The organism is Gaoshiqia hydrogeniformans, from assembly GCF_049347105.1.
GTDB lineage: Bacteria > Bacteroidota > Bacteroidia > Bacteroidales > Prolixibacteraceae > Gaoshiqia > Gaoshiqia hydrogeniformans.
The window spans coordinates 3357375-3376870 of sequence record NZ_CP186334.1; the positions used below are offsets into that span (position 1 = coordinate 3357375).

Here is a 19496-nt window from a genome sequence, read left to right on the forward strand (position 1 = left end):
CCTGGGAATATGAACGTTACAGAAAAAATAGGCTCATTCAGACAGGCTCTTCGGTGGGTAGTTGCTGTCTTATTTTTGTTTTCCTGTTCGCCCCAAAAACCAAGTTCGGAAAATGAAGCGGAAAAACAAACCTTGCGCCGCAGCGACAGTTTTTTTGGTTTGCACTTCGATTTTCATGCAAACAAAAACGACAGTACTGTCGGGAAAACGTTTACCGCAGAAATGATCGACAGCCTGCTGACGATGGTTCAGCCCGATTATATCCAGGTTGATTGCAAGGGGCATCCCGGTATTTCGAGCTACCCGACAAAGGTGGGAAACGCCGCCCCGGGATTTGTGAAAGATCCGCTGAAAATATGGCGCGAAGTGACCCGTAAGCATAAGGTGGCGCTGTTTGTCCACTACTCGGGCGTGTGGGACGATGCCTCGGCGGAAAAACACCCGGAATGGATGGCGCTGAACGCTGAAGGGAAAAAAATTGGTGGCAGAATATCGGTGAAAGGCCCGTATGTTGACAGCCTGCTGATTCCGCAGTTTAAGGAGCTGATTGACAATTACGATATCGATGGTTGCTGGATCGACGGCGAATGCTGGGCGTTGCAGGCGGATTACAGCCCGAAAATGATCAGCGCCTTTCGCGCCGAAACCGGCATCCGGCAAATTCCAAAATCATTCTCCGATCCGGGCGGTTACGAGTTCAACGAATTTAACCGGAAGGCCTTCCGGCAGTATGTGGCGCATTACACCGACGTATTACACCGCTACAATCCCGAATTTCAGGTCACCAGCAACTGGGCGTTTTCGTCGCACATGCCTGAACCGGTTGACATTAACATCGATTTTATTTCGGGCGATTTTAGCCATGTGAACAGCGTGTACAGCGGTTTTTTCGAGTCGCGTTGCATCGCGCCGCAGGGAAAGCCCTGGGATCTGATGGCCTGGAGTTTTGCTTACAACTTTAACACCGGGGTGCCAATCACCAAATCGGCGGCACAGTTAAAACAATTGGCTGCCACCGTAATGTCGATGGGCGGCGGTTATCAGGTTTATTTTCAGCAAAACCGCGATGCTTCACCGCAACCCTGGCAATTTGGTTTAATGAAGGAAGTGGCCGGATTTTGCCGCGAACGCCAGCCGTTCTGCCAGAATGCAAAACCGGTTCCGCAGGTTGCCCTGCTCTATTCTTCTGAAAATTATAAGAAATTCACCCGCGGGATTTACTCAAATTCTTCGGTAAACGAACCGCTGCGCGGAATGCTGAATCTGCTCCTGAACGGACAGAACGCCGTGGAAATACTGATGGAGCACCACCTGAAAGGAAGGATGCTGGAGTATCCGTTGATTGTGATTCCGGAATGCCGTTACCTGGCCGATGATTTTAAAACTGAATTACTTGCGTATGTGGAGAATGGCGGCAATCTGCTGGTGGTGGGTGCCGGCGCGACAGCTTTGTTTACCGATGCCCTGAACGTTGAATTTTCAGACACAGCAGTGTCAACCCAGTTTTTGGCATACAAGAACGAAATGGCCGGCATCAATACGCTGTTTCAGCCGGTTAAACTGAAGGAGGGCGCCACCGCCTTCGGGTCTCGGTATCCCGCTTCCGATTTGCGTTTTCCGTCGTCGCCGGCTGCTTCGGTTGCCTCTTATGGGAAAGGTAAAATAGCCGGTGTTTATCTCGATATTTCAAAGAAATACAACGAAACCGCCAACCCGGTTTACCGCGATTTTGTCGGTTCCATTGTCCGCGAACTTTTTCCTGCTCCGGTTGCCGGGGTGAAAGGTTCGGCGAATGTGGCGGTTACCGTTAACCGGTTGGGCGTAAAACTGGCCGTCAACCTGATTAATACCTCGGGCGACCATTCCAACGAAAAAGTGGCCCGTTACGATGAAATTCCTGCCGTCGGTCCGCTCTCTGTGAAAATCAGGACGGAAAAAGCGCCGCGGAAACTTTTGCTCCAGCCTGAAAATCTCGCACTGGATTTTACCTTTTCCAACGGAGTAGTGGAGACCACTGTCGACCGGCTTGTCATTCATTCTATTCTTGTTTTGGATTAAATTGAAAACTAAATAGTTAATAACCATGAAAAAATATTCTTCCCTTTTATTGACGGCCATTTTGTTGGTCGTTGCGGCAACAGCAATCGGTCTGGAGTCAGTTGCCAAAACAAAAAAAATACCGCATGTTTTGATCATCGGTATTGATGGGCTGGGTGCCCACGGGCTTGAAATGGCGAATACGCCGCATCTCGATGAATTGATGAAAAACGGATCATACTCGCTTACTGCCCGTACAATTATGCCCAGTAGCAGCGGGCCGGCCTGGAGTTCGATGATTACCGGAACAACTGTTGAACGGCACGGGGTGGGCAACAACGGCTGGACGGTTGGCAACAAAGCACTGGAACCGGTTTACAAGGGGAAATACAACATGTTCCCCACTATTTTTGGAGAGATCCGTGATCATTCCCCGGAGGCTGTTATTGGCGCCATTTATCACTGGAAAAGTTTTGGCAATTTTATAGAACCTGGGGTTTGTAACCTCAGTATTCCCTGCGAGTCGGAAGAAGAAGCGACCCAAAAAACCTGTGATTTACTGAAAGAAAAACGTCCGAACTTTACATTTATCCATCTCGATTTGGTTGATCATGGCGGTCATCACGGCGGCTATCGTTCCGAAGAATATGCCCGGTCAATTGAAAAAGCTGACAGTTTGGTTGGGGTACTCATCGGCCAGCTCCGGGAAATTAACATGTTTGAGCAAACCGTTGTTTTTGTGGTTTCCGATCATGGCGGCCTCGAGAAAAAACACGGAGGATTGAGTCCAGATGAAATGATTGTTCCTTTCATCATTTCGGGGAAAGGAGTTAAAAAAGGATACAAAATTGAACACCCGTCTTTTACTTACGACCTGGCGCCAACCGTGGCCTGGCTGTTTGGATTTGAACTGAACGAATGGGTAACGGGCAAACCTCTTAAAAATGTCTTCTCAAAATAACGTTAAAATCATCATGCCATGTTCAGGTTAATCCGAAATAGATTCTTTCATGTTTTACTGCTGACATTCTTTTTTACTTTCGGGGAGTCATATGCCTCCGGTCTTTTGATAAAGGCAGATGTTTCATGCAAAATTTGGTGGGCTGGAACGACTTGCAAAGTCATGCGCGACGATCCGGTTCCTGCCAAAAATGGGAAAATCATTCTTCAGTCGGCCCAAAACGAATTCGAAAGTTTCCAGCTTGTTTTGTCGCCCAAAGCAGATATGGAGGACATTTCGGTTGCAGTAACTGGTTTTACAACTAAAAGTGGGCAAACAGTTCCTGCTGAAAATATTACCGTCCGTAAAGTGGAATATGTTCATATTGCCAAACCGTCGGGTACTCGCCACCAAGCCGGCTGGTATCCCGACCCGCTACCGCTGTTGGAAAAAACGTTCAGTGCAAAAGCCGGAATGAATACGCCAATCCTGATTTCGGTAAAAGTTCCAAAAGATGCGGCTCCCGGGGTTTATTCCGCACATATCAGTCTGAAATCGGCTGCCTGGGAAACGACTGTTCCTGTCGAACTGAAGGTATGGGATTTTACTTTGCCTGACTCTCCGTCCATGCGTTCCGCTTTTGGTTTGTATTCCGACCAAATCAGAACTTACCATAATCTCAGCAACGATGATGAACTGAAGCAGGTGTTGGATTTGTATTATCAATCGTTCAGGGATTACCGAATCTCGCCGCAACAGTTTTTCGACCAATATCCCATTGAAAAAACGGTGAAAGGTGTTTGGTGGAAGGGCGGCACATTCGATCCCGACACGGTTTTTGCAGGTAAATATTCGTACCAGGTAACCGGCAATAATCCCGGTATGCCTGCCGAACTGATCGAAGTAAACCCGGAAAAACCTTACTGGCTGAAATGGCAGGCCAAAACATTCAGTGAGGGACAGGAATACCTGGTAACCGTCAAAAGTTACACTGCCGATAAAAAAGTAATTCCCTGGCAGCTTCAGGGAATGTTTTATACCGGCAGCGCCCGGTGGAAAACAGACAGCCTTTTTCTTGATCCGGTGAACCCGCTTGTTTACGAAGATATGGTTTTGTCGCGCCCGATGCCTAAAAACACCCGGTATGCGAGTGTTCAGCTTTTTTCGGTAAAGCCCGACGAAAGCGGGAGCAAAAGCGGAACCGCGTGGTTCGACAATGTGCAGTTTGTGGACGTTGCTACGGGAGAGAACCTTTTGCCTGAGGGCGATTTTGAGCATAACATCGATGACCTGCAAATGGAAATTGATTTTTCAGAATTTGATGTGGCCGCCCGCAGATACCTGGACGAATTTGGGTTTACCGGCTTTCGGGTGAAAATTCCGGAACTGAGGCCGGGGCCGTTTATCAACCGGAAAACCGGCTGGTTCGCGGGGTTTGTCAATGGCACCGCGGAATACGAAAAATTGATCACGCTTTACCTGAAAGGTTTTCAGGATCATCTGGAAACCAACGGCTGGCTTGGGAAAGAGTACCTTTACTGGGTTGACGAACCCAAACACGAAGATTACGGTTTTGTGCGCGAAGGCATGGAAACGATTCACAAAGCCGCGCCCAAACTGACCCGTCTGATCACCGAAAACAATCCGGGGCCCGAAATCATGGATGTGACCGAGATCGGCTGTCCGGTATTGGCCAAGTTCGATCCGGTAAAGTCGAAAGTTTGGATTGCCAACGGACGACAAATGTGGTCGTACCTGATGACCTGGCCCAAAGCACCTCATGTCAACCTGTTTATCGATTCCGATGCCATGAATTTGCGGATGTGGTTGTGGATGTCGTACCGCTACCGGTTGACCGGGATCCTGGTTTGGAGTTCGAATGTTTGGAATACCAAAAGTTGCTCGCCGCCGGGAGTTTTGCAGAATATATGGGACGACCCGATGACCTACATGAGCGGAAGCCTGACAACGCCGGGAGCAGCAGCAGAATACGGCAACGGCGACGGCATGTTCTTTTATCCGCCCAACCGCGACCCGAACAATGACAAAACAAAATACATGACCGGCCCGGTTCCTTCACTCCGGCTTGAAATTATGCGCGAAGGAATTGATGATTACGATTACATGATGTTATTGGAAGATTGTATCAGAAATGCCCGGCCCGATCAGCAGAACCTGGTCAAAAAAGCAAAACAGGTGTTGAACTTCGGCACCGAAGTATTTATAACAGAAAAAGAGTACACAAAAAATCCTGAAATATTGACAAAATACAGGCAACAAATGGGCATTTTGCTCAGCGAATTCAATAAAAAATAACAGAATCTCAACTTAAACGATATGAAAAACCTGCAAAAGAACTGGAAACTGCTTTTTATGCTCTGCATTGCTTGCATTTCCTGTAATAAATCTGAAAAGCGACCGGTCGATTATGTCGATCCGTTTATTTGTACGCAGGGTGACCACGGACATTGGCTGCCCGCGGCGCTGGTGCCGTTCGGATTGGTGGAACTGTGTCCAGATACCTGGCCCGGCAGCCTGATTGCCGACGGTGATTTCGCCCACTCAGGCTACGATTATTCCGACAGTCAGATACGCGGGTTCAGCCACATGCACCGCGGAAGTTCGGGTGGCGGAAGCATTCACGACCGGGCCGGATTGATTTCGCTCGTCCCGTTTACCGACGCCTTGTCCGATACTTTTTTTGTCAACCCGATCCTTGATATTGACAAAAAAACGGAAACAGCCTCGGCCGGATTTTATAAGGTACATCTCACACAACAAAATATCATGGCCGAACTGACTGCCACCACCCGTAACGGTTTTCACCGGTATACTTTCCAGGAAGGCGAACCGGTGCATTTGTTTCTGAACAGCGGCAAAAGAGGACAGGCCATTTCGTGTACGCTCGTGTCGCCGTTGCGGTTGGAAGGCGCTGTTGGCAACCGGTATTTTGTGGCCGAATTTGATGCGCCGGTGCTGGAAACTTCGGTTTGGAACGGCAACCAACTGGAACCCGGCGATTCCACAGGAACTCAGGCAGGAGCAGGTCTCGTTTGCAGCTTTGGCGAACTGAAAAACAAAACGCTTCAGGTAAAAGTGGGGCTTTCGCTTACCGGTATCGAAGCGGCTACTAAAAACTTGGAAGCCGAATGCCCCGGCTGGGATTTTGAAAAAACACGCCAAAAAGCTGAAAAAGCCTGGAATGATATTCTTTCCGGCATTGAGGTTTCAGGAGAAAACGACGAGGACAAAACTATTTTTTATACCGCTTTGTACCATACTTGCTTTCTGCCTCAGATTATCAATGATGTGGACGGGAAATACCCCGGTCTTGACAAAAACATACACCAAGCCGATGGGTACAATTTTTACAACAATTACGCTTTCTGGGATTCATTCCGCACCAAATACCCGCTTTACAGCTTGTGGATTCCCGCTGTTTACCGCGACATCACCAAATCGCTGCGCGATATTTACGGGCAGGCGGGGAGCTGGGACCCGTTTCCCGATAATGATCATCCGCCTCACGGGTTTTGTTACACTGTCAGGGGAAAGGATGGTTATCAGCCCTTTTCGACCTGCCGCCACGAACACATGCTGATGGTAGTGGCCGATGCTTACGTGAAAGGATTGTTCGACTTCCCGTTGGAATCGGTGTACCCGTACATGAAACACGAGGCCATGATTCAGATGCCCGAAAAATACGACAGCATTGGTTTTATCCCGGCACGCCCCGACCAAACCGGCGAATATTCGTGGGACAACTGGGTGATGGCGCAAATGGCCAAAGAACTCGGGTACGACGACGATTATGCCTATTTTATGAAACGTTCGGAATACTGGCGGAATACCTGGGACCCGTCCATAAAATATTTCCGGGCGCGGGCAGCCGATGGTACCTGGCTCGATTTTCCGGACGACCCGACCGAAAACCGTGAAAAATACACCTACGAAGGGAGCAAATGGCACTGGCGCTGGAATATCATCCATGATATCGCTTCGCTGATGGGTTATTTTGGTGGGAAAGAAGCTTTTCTGAAGGAACTGGAATATTTCTTCGACAACGATTTGTATACGGCAGGCAATCAGATCGACTTGCATGCACCTTATCTGTTCAATATGGCCGGAGCGCCTTGGCTGACCCAAAAATGGGTGCGAAAAATACTGACAGAGCCGATCGTTCAGAAATACGGGACACACAATTTTTTCCCGGAACCGATTTTCGACCGGGTGTACAAAGCCACGCCCGACGGTTATCTAGAAGAAATGGACTGCGACTACGGTTGTATGGCTGCCTGGTACAATATGAGCGCGATGGGGCTTTATCAGGTTTGTCCGGGCGATCCGGTTTACCAACTTACAGCGCCTATTTTTGAGGAGGTGAAAATTCGCCTCGACGAAAAAATCTATCCTGGGAAATTATTCGTCATTAAAGCAAAAAACCTGAGCAAAGAAAACAGCTACATCCAGTCGGCAACACTGAATGGCAACGTGTTGAACCGTTCTTGGATCAGTCACGACGAAATTGCAAATGGTGGTGAAATGGTATTTGAAATGGGAAGCCAGCCGAATAAAAACTGGGGCATTGACTCAATTCGAAAACAGTAATTGTTAAACTTCTTCAAAATGACACATTCTTTTCACCTGAAATTAATCGGTTTAGTTGTCGGACTACTGATTGCCGCGGGTGTTTTTGCACAACCCGATACGCTATCGTTTCTGCATGTATCCGATATCCATCTGATTTTCAACATGGAGAAGTTCCAGCCTGATTTTGCTGAAACCCGCAAACATTATGCGAACGGAGTGGAGCCATTCAAAGACTTTCTCAAAAAAATACCTGCCCAAACAGGTGCTGAATTTGTGATTGTGACCGGCGATCTGGTCGATTTTTCGGAAGGCGAAACGACCGGAGGCGAAATGTCGGGCTGGCTGATAGACCAGTTTTCGGAGCTGGTGAAAAAACAAAAAGAACAGTTGTTTTTCACCCTCGGAAACCACGATATTGCAGCTTATTCATGGAACGGCACGTCCCGTGTGTCCTCACGGGAAAATGCTGGAAAATCGAGAGCCCACTGGATACGAAGTCTTACCTGTTTCAGTGAAGGTACCTATTACAGCCGGACTGTAACCGTTGGCAAAACAGCCTATCAACTGATTTTTCTAGATAACAGTTACAATACCGTCAGGGAAAATGAATCCGTTTCAGTTCCGTTCATTTCGGTGGAGCAACAGCACTGGCTTGAAGCCCGGTTTGCCGACTCGGACGACGATGTGGAGATCATCCTGATGCACATCCCGATGAACCCCGCGCCGGGGGAATCGATGTCTTCGTGTAAGCGTTATCCGGTGTTGACAAAAAATCCATCGGCAAAACTAATTCTTGCCGGCCACAATCATAAAAATATCCTGCAGGATTTTCCTTCCGGAGAAAATAAAAAAATGCTACAGGTGCAAACCGGTGCGTTTGCACAGGATACGAAGAATTGGAGGCTGATCCGCTTGACAGAAGACAGCATCCTGGTTTCTGTGCCGGGCGATGTAAAAACAGAGGTGGCGGTTTCGGTAAAATAATTTTGAGATGAATAAAAACGTTACCCGCAGATCATTTTTAACGACTACTCTTGCAGGAATGGGGGCGCTTGCAGTAAGTAATCCGCTTTTTCAGTGCACAAGGATAGAAAATGCAACTTCCGGAAGCACAGAGAAAAAGCAGTTGTTTGCAACGACCGATTATTTTGACAATGTTTTCATCAACCACCGGGGGAGCCGCTATGGCGCGCCTGTTCAGCGTGATGAAGATTATTATAAAAACAATCGGTGCTTTATGAACCGGCAGCAGTTGGACGAGCTGCACCAGTTTCTGGCTTCGGTGGGGGTAACGCGCCATCAATGGATTTTCGACATTATCTGGACTTTTTATGAAGATTATCCGCATGGGTTTGATTTGCTGAAGGAAGTGGCGGCTTCGGCCCACCGATACGGCATCGAATTGTATGCCGTGATCAAACCTTTTGAAGGCGGTGTTTTTGGTACTATTTTGCCTCACACCATGCCTTGTCCTGAGGGAGTTGCCATTCGCGACCTGCGCGGTATTTTCCCGATGCCCCGTCCCTTTTTGGCCAGCAACCCTACGTTATGCCTGAAACGCAAAACAGGAACCTATGAATATTCGGGGCCGGTTTCTGCCATTTGTCTGGTAAAAGGCGACGACCGTCCGACACGGGTAAAAGCCGAACATCTTTCGATTTTTACAAGTTTCACGAACAACCGGTTTGTTCCGTACAATGGGCCGGTTGCGTTCCGCGAAACCATTGAACCGCGTTACCGTTTTCCGTACTGGCGAAAGTGCCGCGTTCTTCATCTTGAAAACCTGGAGATTCCCCGCGACCACCGATACATTTTAATTCGCTGCTCGCTGGCCGACGAAAATGCCGATTTCCGTAACGAAAAAGGGAATATTATTGAACTGCTTGGGCCTGCCGGGAAAATGATACCGAACACCCTCAGTACCGGTCCGGTTAGCCTTGACAAACACGCCGACTTCTATCAATCGAAACTACAAAAACAGCTGGTCCGTTATCTGAAGCGACCCGAAGTTCAGGCTGAAATTAACGACCCGCAAAAAATGCAGGAGCATTACCGCGATTTTTACAGTTTTGGCGAGTACAATCCCGGTGAGTTTATCAGTGTCGACAAGGAAGGAGCTATTGTCGTGGCTTGCGGAAAACCGGACTATCTGATGGGAATTCTGAGCCCCGTCTATCCTGAAGTTCGGGAAAATTGGCTTGATCTGGTCCGTTTTTGCCTCGACAGGGATGTGGACGGGATCAACCTGCGAATTTCAAACCACACTTTTTCAACCGAATCGTGGGAATATGGTTTCAACGAACCGGTGTTGGAAGCAACAGGCGGCAAAACCGATTATCATTCGGTAAGCCGGGTGAATGGCAATGCGTATACCGGTTTTTTGGAAGAAATCCGCAAGCTGGTAAAAGCCCGGAAGAAATCGCTGGCGATCCATCTGGAAACTAATTTGCTGATCCCCGACGACCGTGGCAAAATAAGTTCGTACCCGTATAATTTCGACTGGCAATGGGAAAAATGGGTAAAAGAAATTGGCGATGAGTTCGAAATCCGCGGTATATTTCAGGTTCGCCCTTGGAACCTGCAAAAAGCAATTGATACGTTCAGCGCGGCAACCAGGGCTGTTGGCAAACCGTTGTATTTGCAGGGCGATTTTCACGGGATGGCGTTTGAAGGTCCGTTTGACAGTATCAAAGCGGAAATCGATATCGTAAACAATCATCCCGGGCTGGACGGCTATGTTTTTTACGAAACGGCTAACATTACCCGGATTAACGATGACGGCAGGGTTGAAGGAAGCCCGGAAGCCGCCGGCATACTAACCCAATTTTCCGGAATAAAGAACAATAAAACCCAATCAGAATGAAAACAAAAAAACTATTTACATTTCTGTATATTCTTTTCACCTTCTGCGGATGCCAAACAACTGAAAAACCAGGGGTTGAGCTTCCCAAACGCGGCTTGTGTGCCCACCGCGGGGCAATGGGTACCCATCTGGAAAATACCATTCCCGCATTCCGCGCTGCTGTGGAAGTCGGCGCCCACATGATTGAGTTTGATGTACGTCTGACCAAAGATAACCGGATGGTTGTCATCCACGATTCAAGTGTTGACCGCACCACCAACGGTACAGGAAAAGTGTCGGAACTGACGTTCAGTGAAATCAGAAAACTGGATGCCGGAAGTTGGAAAAGCCAGGAATTTGCCGGAGTTCAAGTACCAACTCCGGAAGAAGTACTGAATGAGATGCCACTCAATGTCTGGATCAATATCCACATCAAAGGAGAAGGCGAACTGCCGGTCATGATTGCCCGGCTGGTTGAAGCGAAAGGACGGCTGCACCAGGCTTTTCTGGCTTGCAGCGCCGAAGCTGCCCGCTTGGCAAAAGAAGCTGTCCCCGGAATAAAAATCTGTAACATGGATCGGCAGGAGTCGGCTGAAGAATATGTTGCCGCGACCATCACTGCCCGCACCGAATTTATTCAGCTTCTCAAAAAATCGGATTATTCCGATTTTGCCGCAAGTGTCAAACAACTGAAAGAGAAGGGAATCAAGGTGAATTATTATGGCACCGACTCACCTGAAGAATTAAAAATGTTGTTCGGAGCCGGGGTCGATTTTCCATTGGTGAACAACATTGTTCAAACGATTGATGCGGCGCGCGGGTTAGGTATTGAGCCGCTGAAGCCGGTTTTTCAGACAAAATAAAATTCATAAAAACAAATTATACCATGAGAAAAACAATGATAATCCGGGCGCTGTTTCTGTTCCTGCTTTGCGGGGGTTCACTGTACAGCCAGGGACAGGTACACATCGGCGATCAGCTTCCGCTTTGGAAGGAGGGTTTTCTTGATATTCATCACATTAACACAGGGAAAGGCGAGTGTACATTTTTTATGTTGCCCGACGGTACAACCCTGTTGGTCGATGCCGGGGCAACCGCCCGTCCCAAACCGAGGGTCACCGACCCGAAACCGGATGGCAGCCGCACACCGGGCGAATGGATTTCGAGGTACATCCTGCATTTTCTGCAAAACCGGACTGAAAAGAAGCTGAATTACGTTTTGCTGACGCACTTTCACGACGACCATATCGGAGAAACTTATTCGGGACAGAAAACATCTAAAGACGGCGACTTCATTTTAACCGGGATTACCGAAGTCGGGGCAGCCATTCCGTTTGATAAAATTGTGGACCGCAACTGGCCTGCTTACGATTATCCCAAACCTTTAGGGGCTGGTTATATCGCTAATTACATCCGCTTTGTAAAATGGAATATTGAAAATAATGGAGTGCAGGCCGAACAATTTCAGGTGGGGGCAAACGATCAGTTTCCGCTGGTTTATCAACCCGAAAAGTACACTCATTTCGAGATCAGGAACCTGGCTTCCAACGGGCAGGTTTGGACAGGGGTGGGAAACAACGTGCGGAACCATTTTCCTCCGCTGGAAACGCTTCCTGAAAATCAATATCCGGGAGAAAACGCTTGCAGCAGCGCCTTTCGCCTGTCGTACGGAAAGTTTGATTATTTCAATGGCGGCGACCTGACTACCGGGGCGCCCGGCTCGTGGCAGGACATTGAAACGCCGGTGGGGCTGGTGACCGGCCCGGTTGACGTTTGTATTGCGAACCACCATGCCTATTACGATGCAATGGGCGTTTCGTTTTTGCAGGCTGTCCGTCCGCGGGTGCACATTATTCAGGTGTGGGCGCCCAGTCACCCGTCGCCTTCTGTGTTGGCGCGAATGATGTCAGGCTGGACCTATCCCGGCCCGCGCGATATTTTTGCTACCAATACAATGGAGGAAACCCGCGTTGTTTCAGGCCGGATGGATGACCTGAAAAGCCAGCAGGGGCATATTGTGGTGCGGGTCAGTCCGGGTGGAGAAAATTACATGATCTACATTTTGGATGATTCGGCGGAAAGTTTTAAGGTAAAGGCCGTTCACGGCCCATACAACTGCGAGTAAGCGATTTACGATTTGTGTTAATTATTTAATCTGGTAGAAGAGTCATGCCGAACTTGTTTCGGCATCTCATGATAAATGAGGAGGGTGTCCAAAAAGTCGGGCAGATATTTTTTGAACTTCAAATTGTAAATCAAGATGATGTTTTTGACCCCTATATCCCCTGAAGGGGACTGTAAGCCTCCCCTTCAGGGGAGGTTGGGAGGGGTAGAACAACAGAGATGCTTTCAATTTATAAGTTAATAGCATTTGAATTCAACTTTTGGGACAGCCTCGACACATTCATTATCAATTCATTTCATACTAAACCAACCGATTATGACAAAGAAAATATTACAACTAAGCTTGCTGGCTTTTCTGGCAGCGGCCGTTTCGTGTTCAAAAAGCACCCAAACAGAAAGTTTTGACCCGCTGAAATACGTCGACCCGTTTATTTGTACCGAAGGCGATAACGGGCAGTTGTATCCCGGCGCGAGCTATCCGTTCGGGCTGGTGCAACTTTCGCCCGAAACCGAAGGCGATTCGCATGTCGGGTATTATTACGAAGACGAATTTATCGAAGGTTTTTCGCACCTGCGTATTCCCGGGGGCGGTTCGCAGGGTAAAGGCGGCGGCCTGCTTATTAAACCGGGGATTGGAAAATTCACGCCTAAAATCGACGAGTTTCGCGAGAAATACATCAAATCGGAGGAAGAAGCTTCGGCAGGGTATTACAAAACCAAGTTGGAATCTGGTGTACAGGCCGAGCTGACCGTTTCCGAGCGGGTGGGGTTTCATCGGTACACTTTTCCCAAAGAAAAGAAAAACGACCGGTATATTGCCGTGGATTTGTCGCACAGCTACGTGGGGATACTCGATGCCCGCCTGAACATGAAAAGCGACCGCGAAATAACCGGGATGATCAAGTCGCTTCACAACCGGGGCGGCGGTTACCACCAACTGTATTTTGCGATTGTGGCCGATGTGCCGTTTGAGTCTTTCACCAGTTGGAAGGGAGAAGAAACGGGAAGCCAGCAGGTTCGCGAAGGAAACGATATTGGCGTCTGGCTGAATTTTTCAGGAAACGAAAAAAACACGGTTCATCTGAAAGTGGGTTTGTCGCCTGTGAGCGAAGAGTTGGCCCTATTGCATGCCACCACTGAGATTGACCACTGGGATTTCGACAAAACAAGGGAACACACGGCTTCGGTATGGCGCGAAAAACTATCGAAAATCGAAATAAAAGGCGGTTCCGAAGAATTTAAAACCATTTTTTACACCCATTTATACCATTCGTATTTGGTTCCCAACAACGCCACCTCCATAACCGGGCTTTACCGTGCGGCCAATCAGCCTGCTTCGTTGTACGACACGAAACAAACGGCTCCCGATTTTACCTACTACTGTACCTGGAGCCTGTGGGACGACTTCCGCAAATATTCGCTGGTGTCGCTCATGGAGCCGCAGATTTCAAAAAACATCGCCCGCTCGCTGGTCGACCATTACAAACATCGGGCAGGCGGCGACCGTCAATACTGGCCTACGCCCAATATCCGCATGGAATTTGCCGGTTCAGTCATCATGGATGCCTGGAACAAAGGACTGGGCGATTTTGATGCAGAAATTGCTTTTCGCGGGATGAAAGAAGACTTTGAAAAGGGCAGCGTGAAAAACCTCAGCGACCAATTGGAAAGCGATTATCATGCCTATTTTGCCCTCGAAATGGCCAAAGCCCTGGGAAAAGACGATGAAGCAAAAGGCCTGAAAGAATCGGCACTTCAGTATAAAAAATTATGGTGTGCCGAACAAAAAGACAATCAGGGCCATGTGCGTGGTTTTTTCACTCCTGAAGGAAAACCGGTCGACGATGTGGAGGTAATTGACAAATACACCTACGAAGGCAACCTCTGGCATTACCGCTGGTTTGTGCTGCACGATGCGGATGGCTTTATTGAACTGGCCGGGGGAAAAGAAAAAGTGGCCGAAGATCTCGAATATTTTTTTGAAAACAATTTTTACATGGCTTTGAACGAACCCGATGTTCAGGCGCCTTTCCTGTTTAATTTTCTGGGGAAACCGTACCTGACACAGAAATGGGCGCGGACCTTTACCACCAAAGAGGTCGTCCAGTTGTACCACAACCACGGGCCGTTCGACGAACCGGTGACCGACCGCATTTACCGCGCCGACCCGAGGGGTTACATCGAATCGATGGACGACGATGCCGGGGCAATGGCTTCGTGGTTCGTGATGAGTGCCATGGGGTTGTTCCCTTATGACCCGGTGCAACCCGTTTACCTGATTGGTTCTCCCATTTTTCCTGAACTGACCCTTCATTTCGATCATGGAAAAAGTTTCATCATCGTCGCCAATAACGTGAGCGAGGACAACTTTTACATCCAGTCGGCTAAACTGAACGGGAAACCATTCGAGGAACCGTGGATTGACTACCAGACGCTGATGGCAGGCGGAACGCTGGAGTTTGAAATGGGCAACCAGCCCAACAAAGAATGGGGGAGCAATCCGGTCAGCCGGCCTCCTTCGGTCAGTAACGATTAATTATGCGAATCAAATGCAGGCAGATTGATTTATTATTGAACCCACTTCGGGGTTCAGTGCATGGCTTTATTCCATTTCCCTGCACTACGTACAGGGTTATTCAAATTAAACCACATTCGTGGTTATGAAGAGAAAATCCTGAAAAGGATTTAAAATGAATAACCCCGGGTGTAAACCCGTGGTAAATGGAGATATACGAAACAGAACCCCGAAGTGGGTTCAACAACAGGCTTTTTCAGAAAAACACAATCTGATATGCCGATTTTAAACTATTGATTTACATTAATTTCAAAAAGATGAGTAACAGCTATTATAGATTATTCAGCCTAAAACAATCTATGACATTGGCGTTGGCTTCGGTTTTTGCACTCTGTGCAACTGTCCGCCCGGTTTCGGCACAGCCAAAGCACAGCCAGGTTGCGGGAAAACAATTTTTTGTCGGGGTTGATAACTCGGGCGATAAATTTCAAGCCGGTGAGTTTTTCAATGATCCGGCGATGGAGGCGTTGGGCGTCGATTTCATCAGTTACAAATACCGCGGCCCAAAAGGCACCATTGAAGAAGAAGCTGCGACCTTGAAAACACTGCTCGACCGTGCGGAGGAAAAAAACCTGAAAATAGTCTTCAACGTGGAGTCGGGAAACTGGAGGCTTGAGATGCTGAGTACCGACGGGCGCAACTGGGTGAAACAGCCAGGGGACCTGCACCAGTTCAGGTTTCCGGCAGAGGTATTGAAAAGTATTCAGCAATCGCCTGCTTTTTGGGGAACGTTGTACGATGAACTGGAACATTCGCAGATCACCCGTAACCTGACCATTGCGTTGCGCAATCCGGGTGTCGAACGGGTCAGTTTGGCCGAAACTACCGGAATGGATTTCAAATTGGCAGATGAAGCGGTGTTTAAAGGAGCTAAATCGCTGGTCGATTATCACCGTGGTTTTGGCAACGGGAAAGTGCTGACCGAACATGTGTGGCCGGTGCTTTTTCACAACTTTGCACGGGCTGGGATGACCCCCGCGTACAAGCAAATGAAGGAAAACTGGTCGAATGTGTGGGCGGCCTGCGCGATGGGCGCCTGCCTGCAATATAACCAGGAATTGTGGGCCTGCCTCGATTTTTGGAACCACAACACCTACCCGGGACACAGCGCCGAAGAATTGCAGGGCAACCTGCTGTTTGCATACTGGGCCGGAGCCGACAAGGCGTATGTCGAGAATGTGGGCAGTCTTTATTCATTGGACGAGAACCAGAATGTAAAGCTGGGAGAAAGGGGAGAAGTTTTCAGAACTTTTGTGAAAGAATATATCCCTTCGAACCCGCGCCCGTACTCGTTTCGCGATTTTGAGCCGCAAATCGCCATTATCCGTTTCGACGACACGGCCTGGGGACAGGGAAAAGATGTTTTTTGCAGTGTTGAGGAAAGTGGTCAGACGATTGACCTGTACTGGAAAGACTGGTTGTTTGGCGCTTACGACCTCAATACCAGTCCCGAATCGGAAGAGTGGATGAAAGCCTGGCATACCATTACGCACGGAATGGTGAAAAAAGAAAGCCTTTCGTGGAATGCAGGAAATTATTACAAAGGAATGCCGCACCGCTCTTTTGCACCGGCCAACTCGCCCATTGTGTTCGACGATTCAGTAACCAAAGAACACCTGAAATCCGTGAAACTGGCCTTTTTGTGCGGCCGGTTTATGAGCAAGCACACCCTTGCCGATATCAATGAGCTTGTGAAGAAAAAGGGTCTGGTGGTGGTCACATCGGCGCGTTTTGCCCCCAAAAAGCTGCTTGCCGCTTATACCGGGGGAACCAACGAATTCAGCGACGGAAAAGGAAAGTGGATCATCACCGACGACATGGCCGGCGATGAACTGAAAAAACTGGTAAAGCCTTTCATTGGGAAAAATGACGAAATTGTGTATAACTTTAGCGGAAGCCGGGAGGTGACCATGAGAATATCGCCTGACGGGGATGGATTGGAAATCATCAAAACAAACTTCTGAGAAATGAAAAAAACAACATTTTTTCTTGTTCTTGCCATCATTTTGACCGGATTCTTTCAGGTAAAAGGAGAAAACAAACCACGCGGCAACAATACAATCGATTTGCGAAAAAACGTAAGTTCAATCAATCAGTCTGGCGTTCGGAAAGTAAAAGACCTGATTATTTACCGGGATACCATGTTTTATTCCGCATTTCCGTCGGTGATCAAACGTCCTGACGGGGAAATTCTGCTTGCTTTCCGCAGGGCTCCGGAGCGACGGTTGTTTGGGCAGGAAGGTGTCTCGCACACCGACCCGAACAGTTACCTGGTGATGGTCCGGTCCCGCGATGGTGAAAACTGGACAAGCGACCCGGAACTGATTTATGCACATCCCTTCGGCGGTTCGCAGGATCCCTGCCTGTTGCAGCTGACAGACGGCACATTGCTCTGTACCGGTTATACCTGGGGACTGATTCGTCCGGATGCCGATCAGGTTCTAAACCGGCCAATCACCCTGGTGAAGAGCAAATCGGAACAGTTGCCAGCCTTCACTTTCCTGGGCGGCTACCTGGTGCGTTCAACCGATGGCGGGGATACATGGACAGGCCCGGTTTATCCGCCGAATGTGCCGGCTGAAACACAGGCGGATGTCTGGGGCAAACCGCTGCCGGCCTACAACCGGGGCGCTTTATGCGAAGGGAAAGACAGCAAAATCTATTGGGCGGTAGCAGCCAGAGATGTGGTATCGCCGGCAAAAACCTCGGTTTATCTGTTGATTTCTGAAGACAAGGGACTTAGCTGGAGTTATTCCTGCCCGGTTGCTGTCGATAACGAAATCTCATTCAACGAAACATCGCTGTATGAAACTCCCAACGGCGACCTGGTAGCCTTTCTTCGAACGGCAGATATGCCCGATCATCATTCCTGTATTGCCCGTTCATCCGACGGGGGAAAATCCTTTCGGTGGCAAAGTATGAATTTCTACGGTTATCCGTTGCATGCTTTAAAATTGCCGGACAACCGGGTTTTGCTCACTTACGGTTACCGGAACAAGCCTTATGGCATCAGGGGCAGGATATTAAATCCCGAATGTTCCGATTTTGAAACGGCTGCTGAATTTGTTATCCGTGATGACGGCGGGACGAGCGATCTGGGTTATTCCTGGGCTGTTCAACTTGACAAAAAGCGGGTTTTAGTGGTGTACTATTTTAACACCAACAATGGCAACCGGTATATTGCCGGAACAATCCTTGAAATTCAATCATAAAAATACACGTAATGAATTCTTTATCTGATAAAGGCCTGCTAAAAACAGGCCTGACCATAATTTTAAGCTTGTTTTTGATACAATGTCGTGTTGAAAATACATCGGGCCCCAAAACGTTCTCCCCTGACGAAGTTGAAGGGTACGACGCACCTGTTCATTTCTCAAACATGTATGACCATGCCGAAATGAAATATGAATTCCGGGCTTCGTCAGCTGCCGATTTTGAAAAATGGCAAAAAGCCTTTCGTCCGGAACTGAAAAAATTGCTTGGACTGAATGTGCTGGAAACCCAGTTGGCTGTTTATGAACCTAAAGCAGAAATGCTATCATCCGAAGATCTGGGTTTTGCGATCCGCGAACGCTGGCAAATCTGGACCGAGCCCACGGTTCCGCTGACGTTTATCTTACTTCGCCCAAAAAAGGTGGAAGGAACAAGGGGAGTGGTCATTGCCCCTCACGGGCATTCAAAAAACACGGAACTGTATGCCGGGCTTTATAATTCGGAAGAAGAGCGCGTAAGCGGCGAAGAAGGCGAACGGAATGTGGCCGTTCAGGCTGTTCAGGAAGGCTACTTTGCGATAGCTCCCACCACCCGGGGCTTTGGCGAAACCCGCAGCCCCGAAGACAAGGAAAACGATGCACGTTCGTCGTGCCGGACCTTGTTGCTGCACGATATTCTGGTTGGCCGTACACCCATCGGCGACCGGGTGTGGGATGTGTCGAAGCTGATTGACTGGGCATTTGTCAACCTGCCGGTCGATCAGCAGAAAGTAGTGGTAACCGGCAACTCGGGCGGAGGAACGGTCAGTTTGTTTGCCGCCGCCTGCGATACCCGGATCACGGTTGCCGTGCCTGCTTCGTATTTTTGTACCTTTACCGGCAGCATCGGCTCGCTTCATCATTGCGAGTGTAATTATGTTCCCGGTATCATGCAGCTGGGCGAGATGGCCGATGTCGCAGGCTTGATCGCCCCGCGCCCGTTTTGTGCCGTTCAGGGCAAACTCGACAAGATTTTTCCGATTGAAGAGTCGCGCAAAGCTTTTGCTCATTTGCAACAGATATATGCAGCAGCCGGCGCCCCCGGAAATTGTGAATTGTACGAAGGATCTGAAGGGCACCGCTATTATAAAGATGGGGTATGGCCCTTTGTTAAAAAGCATATTGCGAAATAAAAAT

At 48.7% G+C, this 19496-nt stretch carries 12 protein-coding genes; all 12 read left to right on the forward strand.

Annotation, left to right across the window (positions count from 1 at the left end; all coding sequences use genetic code 11):
• Window positions 1-9: 9 nt before the first annotated feature.
• On the forward strand, window positions 10-2058 hold the full coding sequence (locus ACOIT5_RS13590) for a hypothetical protein (RefSeq protein WP_423126698.1): 2049 nt from the start codon (window positions 10-12) through the stop codon (window positions 2056-2058).
• Between the two features lie 25 nt (window positions 2059-2083).
• Window positions 2084-2998, forward strand: a complete 915-nt coding sequence (locus ACOIT5_RS13595) for an alkaline phosphatase family protein (protein ID WP_423126699.1) — start codon at window positions 2084-2086, stop codon at window positions 2996-2998.
• A gap of 18 nt (window positions 2999-3016) precedes the next feature.
• Window positions 3017-5293, forward strand: coding sequence for a glycoside hydrolase domain-containing protein (locus ACOIT5_RS13600; RefSeq protein WP_423126700.1), 2277 nt, complete (start codon window positions 3017-3019; stop codon window positions 5291-5293).
• A gap of 21 nt (window positions 5294-5314) precedes the next feature.
• Window positions 5315-7585, forward strand: coding sequence for a GH92 family glycosyl hydrolase (locus ACOIT5_RS13605; RefSeq protein ID WP_423126701.1), 2271 nt, complete (start codon window positions 5315-5317; stop codon window positions 7583-7585).
• Between the two features lie 18 nt (window positions 7586-7603).
• Window positions 7604-8551 (forward strand): metallophosphoesterase family protein, encoded by a 948-nt coding sequence (locus ACOIT5_RS13610; RefSeq protein WP_423126702.1) that lies wholly within the window; start codon window positions 7604-7606, stop codon window positions 8549-8551.
• 7 nt (window positions 8552-8558) lie between these two features.
• On the forward strand, window positions 8559-10430 hold the full coding sequence (locus ACOIT5_RS13615; RefSeq protein WP_423126703.1) for a hypothetical protein: 1872 nt from the start codon (window positions 8559-8561) through the stop codon (window positions 10428-10430).
• The gene (locus ACOIT5_RS13620) at window positions 10427-11272 is read left to right on the forward strand and encodes a glycerophosphodiester phosphodiesterase (RefSeq protein ID WP_423126704.1); all 846 of its coding nucleotides are present in this window, start codon (window positions 10427-10429) and stop codon (window positions 11270-11272) included. The genes ACOIT5_RS13615 and ACOIT5_RS13620 overlap by 4 nt, the downstream gene beginning before the upstream one ends.
• Window positions 11273-11295: 23 nt before the next feature.
• The gene (locus ACOIT5_RS13625; protein WP_423126705.1) at window positions 11296-12534 is read left to right on the forward strand and encodes a ComEC/Rec2 family competence protein; all 1239 of its coding nucleotides are present in this window, start codon (window positions 11296-11298) and stop codon (window positions 12532-12534) included.
• Window positions 12535-12849: 315 nt separating this feature from the next.
• Window positions 12850-15069, forward strand: a complete 2220-nt coding sequence (locus tag ACOIT5_RS13630; RefSeq protein WP_423126706.1) for a GH92 family glycosyl hydrolase — start codon at window positions 12850-12852, stop codon at window positions 15067-15069.
• A 338-nt stretch (window positions 15070-15407) separates the two neighbouring features.
• The gene (locus ACOIT5_RS13635; RefSeq protein WP_423126707.1) at window positions 15408-17072 is read left to right on the forward strand and encodes a hypothetical protein; all 1665 of its coding nucleotides are present in this window, start codon (window positions 15408-15410) and stop codon (window positions 17070-17072) included.
• Between the two features lie 3 nt (window positions 17073-17075).
• Window positions 17076-18320: a sialidase family protein gene (locus ACOIT5_RS13640; RefSeq protein ID WP_423126708.1), complete on the forward strand. Its 1245-nt coding sequence runs from the start codon at window positions 17076-17078 to the stop codon at window positions 18318-18320.
• An 11-nt stretch (window positions 18321-18331) separates the two neighbouring features.
• Entirely contained in the window at window positions 18332-19492 is a 1161-nt protein-coding gene (locus ACOIT5_RS13645) for an alpha/beta hydrolase family protein (RefSeq protein WP_423126709.1), read from the forward strand.
• Window positions 19493-19496: the final 4 nt, after the last annotated feature.